Annotated in this window: 11 protein-coding genes; 8 read left to right on the forward strand and 3 right to left on the reverse strand. The window is 42.6% G+C overall.

From position 1 onward, the window contains the following. Window positions 1-249 precede the first annotated feature (249 nt). The 5 genes from BCU75_RS04465 (at window position 250) to BCU75_RS04485 (ending at window position 5,389) form a co-directional block, all read left to right on the forward strand. Window positions 250-1,572 carry a GGDEF domain-containing protein gene (locus BCU75_RS04465; protein WP_102473034.1) on the forward strand — a complete coding sequence of 441 codons (1,323 nt, stop codon included), beginning with the start codon at window positions 250-252 and terminating at the stop codon, window positions 1,570-1,572. Between the two features lie 157 nt (window positions 1,573-1,729). Continuing rightward, window positions 1,730-2,476, forward strand: a complete 747-nt coding sequence (locus tag BCU75_RS04470; protein ID WP_102473035.1) for a phosphatase — start codon at window positions 1,730-1,732, stop codon at window positions 2,474-2,476. 177 nt (window positions 2,477-2,653) lie between these two features. Beyond that, complete coding sequence (locus BCU75_RS04475; protein WP_102473036.1) at window positions 2,654-3,049, forward strand: cytochrome b562; 396 nt, start codon at window positions 2,654-2,656, stop codon at window positions 3,047-3,049. A 342-nt stretch (window positions 3,050-3,391) separates the two neighbouring features. Then, window positions 3,392-3,742 (forward strand): hypothetical protein, encoded by a 351-nt coding sequence (locus BCU75_RS04480; RefSeq protein WP_019825747.1) that lies wholly within the window; start codon window positions 3,392-3,394, stop codon window positions 3,740-3,742. A 111-nt stretch (window positions 3,743-3,853) separates the two neighbouring features. Beyond that, a complete protein-coding gene (locus tag BCU75_RS04485; RefSeq protein ID WP_102473037.1) occupies window positions 3,854-5,389 on the forward strand; it encodes a PepSY-associated TM helix domain-containing protein in 1,536 nt (511 codons plus the stop codon). 113 nt (window positions 5,390-5,502) lie between these two features. Here BCU75_RS04485 and gloA2 read toward each other — a convergent pair whose 3' ends face one another. Together gloA2 and BCU75_RS04495 are read right to left on the reverse strand one after the other, a co-directional pair. Next, window positions 5,503-5,886 (reverse strand): SMU1112c/YaeR family gloxylase I-like metalloprotein, encoded by a 384-nt coding sequence (gene gloA2 / locus BCU75_RS04490; protein WP_102473038.1) that lies wholly within the window; start codon window positions 5,884-5,886, stop codon window positions 5,503-5,505. Beyond that, window positions 5,886-6,818 carry a LysR family transcriptional regulator gene (locus BCU75_RS04495; protein ID WP_102473039.1) on the reverse strand — a complete coding sequence of 311 codons (933 nt, stop codon included), beginning with the start codon at window positions 6,816-6,818 and terminating at the stop codon, window positions 5,886-5,888. The genes gloA2 and BCU75_RS04495 overlap by 1 nt, the downstream gene beginning before the upstream one ends. A gap of 274 nt (window positions 6,819-7,092) precedes the next feature. Here BCU75_RS04495 and BCU75_RS04500 point away from each other — a divergent pair, with 274 nt between their 5' ends. From BCU75_RS04500 to tdh, 3 genes are all read left to right on the forward strand, one after another. Continuing rightward, a complete protein-coding gene (locus BCU75_RS04500; protein WP_102473040.1) occupies window positions 7,093-8,337 on the forward strand; it encodes an MDR family MFS transporter in 1,245 nt (414 codons plus the stop codon). A gap of 583 nt (window positions 8,338-8,920) precedes the next feature. Continuing rightward, entirely contained in the window at window positions 8,921-10,114 is a 1,194-nt protein-coding gene (locus BCU75_RS04505; RefSeq protein WP_017059545.1) for a glycine C-acetyltransferase, read from the forward strand. 98 nt (window positions 10,115-10,212) lie between these two features. Further along, complete coding sequence (tdh, locus tag BCU75_RS04510; RefSeq protein ID WP_004730216.1) at window positions 10,213-11,244, forward strand: L-threonine 3-dehydrogenase; 1,032 nt, start codon at window positions 10,213-10,215, stop codon at window positions 11,242-11,244. A 185-nt stretch (window positions 11,245-11,429) separates the two neighbouring features. On the opposite strand, the gene BCU75_RS04515 is transcribed toward tdh, so the two are convergent. After that, window positions 11,430-12,653: a DUF819 domain-containing protein gene (locus BCU75_RS04515; protein ID WP_102473041.1), complete on the reverse strand. Its 1,224-nt coding sequence runs from the start codon at window positions 12,651-12,653 to the stop codon at window positions 11,430-11,432. Between the last annotated feature and the right edge of the window lie 293 nt (window positions 12,654-12,946).

Below are 12,946 nucleotides of genomic sequence, written 5' to 3' on the forward strand. Positions count from 1 at the left end.
TTAAGTTAAATGATAATAAAGCCTATCTTTAAGAGCTAATCGTCACTTGTGGCTGATAGGGTTGTTCCAAAATGTTGGACAGGTTCTATGCGGGCAAGACATCTCTAATGTTTTTAATATTCCTGACTCGAAAACCGAGCATTCCGGACGTTTTATTAACCTATCGTTATTATGTTAATATTATCAGTTATTTTGCACATCTATAAAATATCTAGGTGCTGTATTGTGTTGAGCCTAGAAGGAACAGTAATGACGTTCGAGGCATGTATTCTCAATGTAGGAATATACTCAATTTTCCCATTGTATTTTGCTACGTTAAAAAACCGTGTGCGTATAGCAGCATTTTATAATTATCTTAGTATCGTACTTTTAGTGGGAGGGCTTGCTGGTGCGGTTTATTCCTTTCCCTTATCTGAAGCTTTAAGCATTTCAGGCGGAAATATTGCTTATGGTGCATTTATGATGAGCACTATAATGCTCATTATTATTGAGCGAGATTTTAGCACTTTTAAGCACATGTTTCGGTTAGTAGTGGGTGTGGATTTGATTGCCTTTGTTGGTTTTAACTTCATGGCTTGGTTGCTGGAATCGGAATATGTGTTGAACCCTTTTGCAATCCCTTTCAGCATCTTTGACGTATCATTGAAAATTCTTGTTCTTGGAGGGATCTTGATTCTCCTCGAAATATTGTTATTGATGTTTATATTTACACAAGTGAGTAAGTTCCTTTCCAACCTACCAGCGTTGGCATTCATCTATACGTTAGCATTTGTTTTTATCCTTTGTTTGGATGGAGCACTGTTTCCTCTTTTAGCTTTTGGTCTAAGCCCGCAGATCGTTCCTATCATATTCGGAAATATACTGGGTAAGTTGTTGATTGCGGTGTGCTATAGCGTTCCGATGTTGATCTTCTATTTTCTGTTTAGGGGCGATTTTGCCAAGTTTGTTAGTTCGCCACTATCCATCAAGGATTTGACTAAAGCTCCTCGAAAAGAATTGCTGGCAACATTGTATCAATATGAGCTGCGTGATGAGCAGCTGCAGAGAGAAAAACAAGACCTCACAAAGATAGCACTTTTTGATGAGCTAACCTCTCTTCCTAATAGACGTAAATTTAATCAAACGTTTGAGTTTGAATGGGCTAGATGTGAACGCGAAGGGCAAACTTTAACCTTAGTGATCGGTGATATTGATTTTTTTAAGCAATATAATGATGCATATGGCCACCATCAAGGAGATGTTTGCCTTAAACAAGTCGCAAAGTTATGGAAGCAGATTTTTAATCGTCCGTCAGACCTTGCTGCTCGCATAGGAGGCGAGGAATTTGCCATTATATTGCCAAGCACATCGATAGAGCAAAGCAGAGATCGCCTTAATTCATTCTTAACGGTTTTGCACAGTCAACCGATTCCTCATCGTTCCTCACCCATTGCTTCTCATGTAACGATGAGTCTAGGTGTAGCGGAATGCGTTCCGACGAAAAGCACATCGCCAAATGATCTTTTTATGCTTGCTGATAAGCGCCTTTACCAAGCAAAGAATAACGGAAGAAATAAGGTTATTGTCGATTGAATTAATTTTAACAATACTGAATGATGGTCAGCATATAATTTCAAACCACCCAGCATCACATTAAGCAGGTGTATGTTGGCCATTTTTTGAAGAAGCTGTATCCGTTCAACCTAACTTAAAATTGATTGACTAGAACAAGCGAAGAGAGCATTGATTCATGGAACTAAAAGTAGATACCCATACCCACACATACGCTAGTGGTCATGCTTACAGCACGCTGATCGAAAACGCTAAGTCGGCAAAGCAAAATGGTTTAGCTATGTTTTGTACCACCGACCATTCAGAGTCTATGCCGGGCGCTCCACACTATTGGTTTTTCAGTAACCAGCGTGTGCTTCCTCGTTTTATCGAAGAAGTTGCCATTATCCGTGGTGTAGAGTCGAACATCATGAACACACAGGGTGAAATCGATATCCACCCAAGCGTGGACAAGAACCTCGATTGGGTGATTGCCAGTTTTCACGAGCCAGTATTTCGCCCTTCGGATGTTGCTACCCATACAGAAGCACTCCTGAATGTGATTAAAGGCGGCCGAATTGATGCACTTGGTCATTTAGGAAACCCTAATTTTGATTTCGATTTTGAAGCTGTGATTCAATGTGCGGCAGAACATAACGTTGCGATCGAAATTAATAACACCACACTCAAAGGCAATAGCCGAGTTGGTAGCGTCGATCGTTGCTATGAAATAGCGAGAATAGCGAAAGCCAAAGGTGCATTTATTACCACAGGAAGTGACGCACATTTTTGCGTCGATGTCGGTGGATTAGCTCTTGTGTCTTCACTACTCGATAAAGTAGGTGTGAATTCGAGTAAAGTGATCACTCATTCGCCACAGCAATTTTTGGCATTTTTAGCATTGCGTGGCCGCCAATCGATTGCCGAGTTTTCGGTATTTGAGTGATGGAACACCCGTTACTTGTTACTTTTTAGAAATTGGTTAGCTAGCTAGTTTGCATTTCGACACAATCAATTTTTGTGCCCGACGGATTTTTGTATACACTAGCCGAAAACAATAAAGTCGAAGTGCCACAATAACGATGGTGCTATCTTCAAAGTCATCGCTTCACCTGGAGAAACAATGAAAACTCGCTCAATCCTTTTATCTGGCTTAATCGCTGCTTCGCTATTGTCTGGCAACGCTTTTGCTAATGTTGACCTTAAGAAAAACATGCAAGAAATGAAGCTTGCATTTAAACAAGCGGCAGAAGCTCAAAACATTGAAGAGATGCAAAAGCCTATCGTACGTATCGACACGTTAGTTGCTGAGCTCAAAACGGGTGTTTACCCAATTGAGAAAGAACAACACTTCATGGAAGGTTTCAAAAAGATCAGTGCATCGATTGATAGCATTGAGAAGAAGCTAGACCAAGGTGAATTTGAATCTGCACAGCAAGAGCTTCGTACTATCGATGGCCTTCGTGAAGAGTATCACGAGAAACGTAATCCAAGTATTTGGAGCAAGATCTTCGGTTAAATTGCTAATCAATTTAGTTAGCTTGCTAGATACGTATTAAAGAGATACGTATCAAAGAGCAAAACCTTGAGATTTGATTTCTAAAACGTCGCCTTACACTATTCTTTTTAAGAGGGTGTAAGGCGGCGTTTTTTATTGTCTTTTTTCTAAACAGTTTACTGCTATTTTCTAGACATGTTACTGCTAATAGGTGCGTAACATTCTTTTGGCTCTTTCGTTGTAACCAGTTTTTAACGAAAAAGAGTGTGCGTTAGCTTCAATTTTTTAACCTGATGTTAATCTTTACGTTTACCTATATAACAAGTGCCTCATAATAAGGGAAATTTATAAAGATTAGGAATAATGCGCCGAACTTCGTTCAACTTCTCCATGTTACTTGCTACAGCATTAAGCTGGGCGCTAGTAACGTTAATGCCTGTTATCAATGCTCATGGTAATAGTGCGGGAGTGTGGGCGTCGTTATGTACGGTTAACGGCTTTGAACTGGTTCAAATTGAAGAAGGTGAACCCAATACCCACAAAGGTAAGCCGTGTCCCTTCAGCCATTTTTCCACGTTTCACCAAGATGAACTTCCAACTACACTACTGACAACTCGACTGAGTTCTATTGTCTCAGACAGCTACGCTTTTTTGGCTCTAAGCGAACGCTATACGAGGCAAGCCCCGCGTGGCCCTCCCTTTGATATTGCTTAAACCTAACCCACTAAAATAATTAAAAAATAAAGTATTAAGTAAAGTTAAACATGCTCAGATTACTTTCTGATTTTTCAGAAGGTATGTTTGCGTGTGTCAAAGGAAATAATAATGTTGAGAAATGAATCTCAAGATACTGCGAAAGCACAAGCTAATTCGCAGTCTAAAAGCAGTGCAACAACCGGTTCGGAAACCAATATAAAAAGCAAAGACCGCAATAAAACTCTTTACTTCCTCACTTGGCGCTGGCACTTCTATGCTGGGCTATTCGTTATCCCATTTATGTTGATGTTGAGTATTACTGGTTTGGTGATGCTGTTTGACGATGAAATCGAACTTGCTTTCCATCAAGATGCGATTGAAATTGCGGTATCGGGCGAACCGATCAAGGTGTCACAACAATTAGTGGCCGTACAAAATCAATACCCACAAGGTACGGTGACACAGTTTGTACCTAGTAAAACGCCGGATCTGGCTAACCGTTTTTCGGTAGCACTTGAAGATGGAGCGTCTATTTTTGCAACCGTGAATCAATATACAGGCGAAGTGGTCGGAGAAATTCCACGAACTGACAGCCTTTACCAACTGGCGAATGACATTCATGGCACCTTGTTAATCGGTGATTGGGGCGACTATCTGATTGAGGTTGCGATAAGTTTATCCATTCTATTGTTAGTAAGTGGTATTTACTTATGGCTACCAAGAGATAACGCAAGCCGTGCCGGTTTTCTTAAGCTGAGAGTCTCATCTGGGCCACGCGTTCTCATGCGTGATTTACATGCGAACATCGGTGGCACGCTATCGCTTGTTTTGTTGTTGTTTATCTTGTCTGGCTTGGCATGGACGGGGTTTTGGGGCGGTAAACTTGTTCAAGCGTGGAGCACTTTCCCTGCTCAAATGTGGGACGATATTCCTTTGTCGGATAAGACACACGCTTCCCTCAACCATGGCTCAGAAGAAGAGCTTCCTTGGAACCTAGAGCAAACTCCACTGCCTTTGTCTCAAGATAAGCCAGCAGAACATGTCCACCAAGTAGAAGAAGCGTCTGAAGCTCATGATCATTCTAAGATGGGTGAAGACCACTCTCAGCATGTGTTGTTAGCTAGTAGCTTCGAGATTGATGACGTTATTGAAAAGGCACACTTACTTGGCTTTACACAGTACAAGGTGAATTTCCCGCGTTCAGAAACGGGTGTTTACACCGTGACAGCTAATACCATGGGGGGCGATATCATAGACCCAACTCAGGATCGCACTACTCACCTAGACCAATACTCAGGTCGTATTCTAGGAGAGGTGACTTGGCAAGATTACAACTTCATTGCCAAGACATTAGCGGTTGGTATTTCATTACACCAAGGCGATATCAGCATCATCAATAAGCTTTTGAATGCTCTGTTCTGTTTGGCGTTCGTTGTTGTGTCGGTGACGGGCGGAGTAATGTGGTGGATGCGCAGACCTTCAGGCCAAAGCAAGCTTGGAACACCACCCAAGTTTGGCGATGCTGGCTTATGGAAAGCAGGCTTGGTGACCGTGGTGGTTATTTCGGTGCTATTTCCACTGGCGGGTGCGACTATCGTGACAGCAATGTTATTAGATTGGTTACTATTTTCACGCGTTAATAAACTCAAAACAGTGTTGAGCTAACTAATATCTGAACTGACCTTCTCTATTTGAGAGGTCAGTTTCTTTAATCTGGCGAGGGCTTCTTTTTGTTAGGGAGACTTTAGACTTGATACAACTCTATACTTGACACAGATCTAGATTTGATAAAGCTCTAGTGGCAGGCCATCTGGGTCTGCAAAAAACGTAAATGATCGACCCGTAAACTCATCAACCCGAATCGGTTCGACTTCAATCCCTTGTTCTTCTAAATAGCTTTTAACCTTTTGAACGTCATCAACACAAAAGGCTAAATGTCTCAGACCTCGAGCTTCTGGAAAGCTTGGTCTTTCAGGTGCGTCAGGGAAGCTGAATAATTCTATTTGAGCGCCATTAGGCAGCGCCAAGTCGAGCTTATACGACTGACGTGCTTCACGATAATTCTCAGCAATTACCTCAAGCTTTAAAATCTCAGTGTAAAAGCGTTTAGAGACTTCGTAGTCTGAGCAAATAATGGCGGCGTGGTGTATTCCTTTTAGCATCAGTTTATTTCCCCTGCCAACTTATCACCCAAGTGTTCCATGGCGTAATCAATGAACACACGCAGTCGAGCAGGCATGTACTTAGTTTGAGCAAACTGCATCGCGATTGCACCATGGTAATTACTTTTGATGGTCCAATCTTCCAATACCTGCACAACTGAGCCTTCTACCAATGCATCTTGAATAACGAAGTCATGGAAAATACCTACGCCAAGCCCTTCTTTAACACCCTTTAGTCTCATCTGAGAATGGTTAACTGCGTAACGTCCGCTTACTGGGACCATGTGAAATTCATCATCTTTGAGAAAATCCCAAATGTGGTCTTTGTCTGTCTCTGCAAGATACAAACAATCGTGTTCAGACAGCTCGGTAGGGTGGTGAGGAATTCCTTTCGCTTCTAAATAGTTAGGGCTTGCACACAACACGAGGTTTGTTTTCCCTAACTCTTTCAGTACCAAGCTTTCGTCGGGTTTATCGGTAAGGCGGAAAGCGATGTCGATGCCTTGACGTAAAATATCGATGTCGCCATCAGCCGCTCTCAATTTAAGTTGGATCTCAGGATACTGATTCAAAAATGGAACAACGAAAGGCTGCAACACCGAGTTCAAGAATGCCTCTGGTGCCGCTACCGTTATGGACCCTGCGGGTTCAGTATGGTCTGAGGTAGACAGTTCAACGGCCTGTTGCGCCGCATTAATCATAACCACGCTCTGGTCGTAAACCAATTGACCCGCTTGGGTGATGATAAGGGTACGAGTGGTTCGTTCAAACAGTTTCACCGATAGCGCTTTTTCCAAGCGAGTGATGAGCTTACTCAAGGCTGATGGCGTCACGCTCAACTGTTTTGCTGCAGCCGTAAAACTACCTTCGTTTACCACTAAAATGAAGGAGGCGAGATCTGGAAGTAAAGCAATCAGTTTTGGGTTGATCATAACGTTCTTTGCTGGGTTGTTTGGAGGGAGAATCCTAAGAATAGATGAGCGCTTGTTACCTCTACCCATTCCTTTAATACCTCAATCATACGTGAAACGGCATTTAATATTAAGTGCCGTGTTATCTATGGTTTTTCGGATCTTTTCATTACGTGGTAAGCACGACCTGCTATGTTTTATAAAAAACAGCTTTGAGAGCTTTATTTATACAATGATATACATATACTGAATCAATAGTTTTATGTAAATCATTGAGTTAGATAAAGGGAGTTATATGGAACAACCAGAAAGCCTATTTCAGAAACAAAGAGTAAAAAGGTTTAATTTTTCTATTTGGACCGTATTAACCGGAACTCTACTCGCTCGTACGAGTTACTTTATGGCTTGGCCATTTCTGATTGTGTTTCTTTATGAAGATTATGGTGCATCGGCAATAGAAGTGGGCATGATGCTCGCCACTTCAGCTGTCGTTGGTGCTGGAGCTGGGCTCTATTCGGGTTATATCTCCGATAAACTGGGTCGAAAGTGGGTCATGGTACTTGGAAGCTGGGTTGCCGCTATTGCTTATTCGGGTATTGGCATTGCCAACGAGATTTGGCAGTTCTATGTTTTGATCATGATGACAGGCCTTATGAGGCCGATGATTGAAGCACCAGCTAAAGCTGTGATTGGCGATAATCTAGACGATTTAAAAGATCGTGAACTGGCGCTGAACGTTCGTTACTTCTTATTAAATTTAGGTGGAGCTTTGGGTCCGCTTATTGGTATTACATTGGCGCTCGCGCATCCACAAAACCTCTTTTTTGTTGCGGGTTTTACCTACGTTGTCTACGGTTTTTGGTTACTGGTCGGTATCGAAAGAAAGGGAACGTTTACTAAGCCAGATACCTCACAACTTCCCAATTTTACGGCAACATTAAGCGTGATCCGCAAAGATAATATTTTTGTTAAGTTGATGATTGCCAATTTTATTATGATGTTTGTTTATGCTCAAGTAGAGTCATCGATTCCACAAGTTATTGTCCGTTCATCAATAAGCGATGCTGCTCATTTAATTGCGAGTTTAGTACTGGTTAATACCTTAACCATTATTGTGTTTCAATTTCCAATGTTGAAGTGGTTTGAACATGTTCCTTTATTTGTACGTACGCGAATCGGAATGTCATTGATGGCGTTGGCCCAAGTCGGCTTTCTATTTACACCTAGCGATTGGGCTCTAGGTTGGGGAATGGCTTGTTTTATATTAAGTTTGGGAGAAGTCATTGCATTTCCAACGCTTAACGTTCAAATCGATCGTATGGCGCCTCCCCATTTACGAGGTTCCTACTTTGGCGCTGCAGCACTTTATTCACTTGGTTTTGCGATTGCACCGTTAATGGGTGGAGTGGTTATTGAATTGTTGAGTCCAGCTTGGTTATTCGCAGTCTGTTTTGGATTATGTTTAGTGATGATCTGGTTGTACTGGCTCGCAGAGCACACTGAAGATACTGTGGAAAGAGCCCCAATCACACAAAACTAGATGTCATGGTCTGGTATTGTCGAGAGATCGCATAAGGCCATGGGTAAGCGAAATTTTTCTTAATAACTGAGGGAGTAACGTCTGTAATTACAAGAAGAACTTGCAGATATTCTCTCTACGTCTTTCTGCATCTTTCAGTGTAAAAGCATGGATGATGACCATACCTGTTACAAATATCTTTTGTTTTGCCACTCCCAAGCGAAACCGTCCTACCACTAATGACTTCGCCATCTTCAAAAAAACATTCAGTGTTCGCATTTACTTTTGGTTGATATAAACAAGTGCGCAAAGCATAGACAGAGCCTCATTGAACAACTGACCAGACTAAGTTATTGACCTAACACCTAGTGCCAAAAGGAGAGCGTAATTTGGTGGGATGTGTGACTAGAATCAAAAAATGAAAATCAATTAGTGCCTGTGATTCATTAATGTTTTTCCAAGTAGAGGGATAATCGAAAGGGGGATGTTCAACTAGAATAGAGGTATAAGTTTTACAGTGTAAATGATCGAATTGAAATCGTTTACATCCCCTACATAATGCGGCGCGCGATGCTGCTGAATAATAACTAGGAAGGAATAGACAATGTCTTCTGCATTTTACCAACAGATTCAAACTCAAATCGAAGAAGTTAAAGAAGAAGGTCTTTACAAGTCTGAGCGCATTATCACTTCTGCTCAAAAAGCAGCGGTTTCTATCTCGACGGGTGAAGAAGTGCTAAACTTCTGTGCAAACAACTACTTAGGTCTTGCTAACCATCCTGCTCTTATCGAAGCTGCTAAAGATGGTATGGATCAGCACGGTTTTGGTATGGCTTCAGTACGTTTCATCTGTGGTACTCAAGACTCTCACAAAGAACTAGAGCAAAAGCTATCTACGTTCCTTGGTAAAGAAGACACTATTCTTTACACATCTTGTTTTGATGCAAACGCTGGCCTATTCGAAACGATTCTAGGCAAAGAAGACGCAATCATCTCTGACGCTCTAAACCACGCATCTATCATCGATGGTGTTCGTTTGTGTAAAGCAATGCGCTTCCGTTACTCGAATAACAATATGGAAGAGCTAGAGCAACAACTTATCGCAGCTAAAGAAGCGGGCGCTCGTCACACGCTTATCGTAACTGACGGTGTGTTCTCAATGGACGGCGTAGTTGCTAACCTTCCTGCTATTTGTGATCTTGCTGACAAGTACGGCGCACTAGTGATGGTTGATGACTCTCACGCAGTTGGCTTCATGGGCGAAAACGGCGCAGGTACTCACGAGTTCCACAATGTTGTAGACCGTATCGACATCATCACAGGTACGCTTGGTAAAGCAATGGGTGGCGCTTCAGGCGGTTACACTTCTGGTAAGAAAGAAGTGATCGACTGGCTACGTCAGCGTTCTCGTCCATACCTATTCTCTAACTCTGTTGCACCAGCAATCGTATCTGCGTCTATTCGTGTTCTAGATCTTCTAGCGGAATCTGGCGACCTACGTACTCAACTATGGGAAAACTCTGCTCACTTCCGTACTCGTATGGAAGCAGCTGGTTTCACTATGGGCGGTGCCGATCACGCAATCATCCCAATCATGCTAGGTGATGCAAAAGTAGCGGCTGAATTCGCAGAACGTGCACTAGAGAAAGGCATCTACGTAGTAGGTTTCTCTTTCCCAGTAGTACCAAAAGGCCAAGCTCGTATCCGTACGCAAATGTCTGCTGCACACTCTCGTGAGCAACTGGATCGTGCAATTGATGCGTTCATCCAAGTTGGTAAAGACATGGCTATCATCTAATTCTTGCTGTTTGATAAAACCAACAGCTAACAGAACATAGATAACAATAAGATTTTGATTCTCGCCTTACAGTTAGGCGAGATGAACTGGATAACATTATGAAAATTAAAGCACTTTCTAAACTTAAGCCTGAAGAAGGCATTTGGATGACCGAGGTTGAAAAACCTGAAATGGGTCATAATGATCTTCTTATCCGTATTAAGAAAACCGCAATTTGTGGTACAGACGTACATATCTACAACTGGGATGAGTGGTCACAAAATACAATCCCAGTACCTATGGTAGTAGGTCACGAATACGTGGGTGAAGTTGTTGGCATCGGCCAAGAAGTTCGTGGTTTTGAAATCGGCGACCGTGTATCTGGCGAAGGCCATATCACATGTGGTCACTGTCGTAACTGTCGTGGCGGCCGTACTCACCTTTGTCGTAACACAACAGGTGTTGGTGTAAACCGCACTGGTGCGTTCTCTGAGTTCCTTGTGATCCCAGCGTTCAACGCGTTTAAGATCCCTGCAGAAATCTCTGACGATCTAGCATCAATCTTTGACCCGTTTGGTAATGCAGTACACACAGCGCTTTCTTTCGACCTAGTAGGCGAAGACGTGCTAATCACGGGTGCTGGTCCAATCGGTATCATGGCTGCTGCTGTTGCTAAGCACGTTGGTGCGCGTCACGTAGTAATTACTGATGTAAACGAATACCGCCTAGATCTTGCTCGTCAAATGGGTGTAACTCGCGCAGTAAACGTGATGGAAGAGAAGCTTGAAGACGTAATGGCTGACCTTGGCATGACTGAAGGCTTCGATGTAGGCCTAGAAATGTCTGGTAACCCATCTGCGTTCAACAGCATGCTAACTAACATGAACCACGGCGGTAAGATCTCTCTACTAGGAATTCCACCATCAGATATGGCAGTAGATTGGAACCAAGTAATCTTCAAAGGCCTGGTTATCAAAGGTATCTACGGTCGTGAGATGTTTGAAACTTGGTACAAGATGGCAAGCTTGATTCAATCAGGTCTAGATCTAACACCAATCATTACTCACCACTACAAAGTGGACGACTTCCAGAAAGGCTTCGACATGATGCGCTCTGGTATGTCAGGTAAAGTAATCCTTGATTGGGAATAAGCTTTAGCTGAGTAACAAGATAATAGAAAGGCGACAGTTTTCACTGTCGCCTTTTTTGTATCTGTCCCACTTTGAAATGTGTTTGCGCTTTTAGAAACGCTTGTAACAACACATAAAAATAAGCATAAAAAAAGGGCGACATGATCAAAGTTCAGTCGCCTATTTAGTTTTTGTTTCTAGGCTTCTTAGCCCGCAGCAACCTGCATGATGAGACCACAGATATAGGCACCGTATGTACCTAGTGCGTAGCCCAATACCGCCATTAGGATGCCTACTGGCGCTAATGCAGGGTGGAACGCAGCTGCTACGATAGGGGCCGATGCAGCGCCGCCAACGTTAGCTTGGCTACCGACAGCCATGAAGAACAGTGGTGCACGGATAAGCTTCGCCATCACAATCATTAGAATGGCGTGGATAGTTAACCATGTGATACCAATGAAGAAGTAACCTGGATTGTCTAAGATAGCCGTCACATCCATTTGCATACCTATGGTTGCAACTAGAATGTAGATGAATGCTGAACCTACTTTTGATGCGCCGCTGTGCTCAAGGCTGCGTGTTGATTTGAAGCATGAAGCGATGAGCGCAAACGTCGTTACCATTACGATCAACCAGAAAAAACCAGATGTTAGGCTGTATTTCGCAAGCTCTGGAGCGTTGGTTGAGATCCACGGTGCAATCATGTCACTGAATAAGTGAGCCAAACCTGTAAGACCGAACGCAATTCCCGTAATCTTCATGAGATCGGTTGTGGTTGTTGGGCGAGCGTTCTCTTCTTGGTATTTAGAAACGGTCTCTTTTAGTTCTTCAATAGATGAAGTATCCGCTTTTAGCCATGCATCAATTTTCTTCTGACGACCTGCCATGATAAGTAACACGGCCATCCAAATGTTCGCACAGATAACATCAACCGTAATCATCGCAGAGAAGAGTTGATCATCAACCTCGAACACTTCTTTCATTGCTGCTTGGTTCGCACCGCCACCAATCCAAGAGCCAGCAACGGTTGTTAGGCCGCGCCATACGTCACCAGATACAAGGTCAGGGTTAATTTGGTCGATGATCAAGATAGCCAGTGGGCCACCGATAATAATGCCTACAGTACCAGTTAGGAACATGATGACGGCTTTTGAACCAAGGCCAAAGATTTTACGTAGATCTGCTGAGATGATCAGTAGAACGAGTGAACTTGGTAGTAGGTAGCGGCTTGCTACAAAGTATAGCTTCGAGTTTGAAGCATCAATGATGCCAAAGCTGTTTAGTAGCGAAGGAACGAAGTAACAGAGTAATAGACCCGGAACGAACGAGTAGAATTTTTTTAGTGCGCTGTTTTGGCTACTTTCCGTGATAAATACACCGCCAAGAATAACAGCTAACATGCCCATAATTACGGCATCATTAGTGATCATTATTATATCTCCTTTAAGGTGAGCGCAAACGCCTCACTTTTTGAAGTGCAGGACTATACCTACAACTGCCATTCGTTACAAATTGTAACCATAGACATATTTTGAAATGCTTATGTTAATTTTACTGGCTGTGATTTGTGAATTCACAGCGTAAGTTATTGGTGTGGTGAATTATTCTGAAATGGTGCTTCCGTTGGTTTTTGATATATGCAATACAATTCAACCCTTAGAAAATGGTCGCTATAAAATGCGTTGGTAGCCTTTAGAATAGAGTGAACGCATAAATATCCGCT

This window comes from Vibrio splendidus, assembly GCF_002873455.1.
In the GTDB taxonomy this organism is placed as follows: domain Bacteria; phylum Pseudomonadota; class Gammaproteobacteria; order Enterobacterales; family Vibrionaceae; genus Vibrio; species Vibrio splendidus_J.

What these genes read in the sequence shown, in the direction of transcription:
- gloA2 (WP_102473038.1), bottom strand. Translation starts at nt 5,886, where the DNA reads ATGCTAAAAGGAATACACCACGCCGCCATTATTTGCTCAGACTACGAA.
- BCU75_RS04465 (WP_102473034.1), top strand. Translation starts at nt 250, where the DNA reads ATGACGTTCGAGGCATGTATTCTCAATGTAGGAATATACTCAATTTTC.
- BCU75_RS04475 (WP_102473036.1), top strand. Translation starts at nt 2,654, where the DNA reads ATGAAAACTCGCTCAATCCTTTTATCTGGCTTAATCGCTGCTTCGCTA.
- BCU75_RS04515 (WP_102473041.1), bottom strand. Translation starts at nt 12,653, where the DNA reads ATGATCACTAATGATGCCGTAATTATGGGCATGTTAGCTGTTATTCTT.
- BCU75_RS04470 (WP_102473035.1), top strand. Translation starts at nt 1,730, where the DNA reads ATGGAACTAAAAGTAGATACCCATACCCACACATACGCTAGTGGTCAT.
- BCU75_RS04495 (WP_102473039.1), bottom strand. Translation starts at nt 6,818, where the DNA reads ATGATCAACCCAAAACTGATTGCTTTACTTCCAGATCTCGCCTCCTTC.
- BCU75_RS04500 (WP_102473040.1), top strand. Translation starts at nt 7,093, where the DNA reads ATGGAACAACCAGAAAGCCTATTTCAGAAACAAAGAGTAAAAAGGTTT.
- BCU75_RS04480 (WP_019825747.1), top strand. Translation starts at nt 3,392, where the DNA reads ATGCGCCGAACTTCGTTCAACTTCTCCATGTTACTTGCTACAGCATTA.
- BCU75_RS04485 (WP_102473037.1), top strand. Translation starts at nt 3,854, where the DNA reads ATGTTGAGAAATGAATCTCAAGATACTGCGAAAGCACAAGCTAATTCG.
- tdh (WP_004730216.1), top strand. Translation starts at nt 10,213, where the DNA reads ATGAAAATTAAAGCACTTTCTAAACTTAAGCCTGAAGAAGGCATTTGG.
- BCU75_RS04505 (WP_017059545.1), top strand. Translation starts at nt 8,921, where the DNA reads ATGTCTTCTGCATTTTACCAACAGATTCAAACTCAAATCGAAGAAGTT.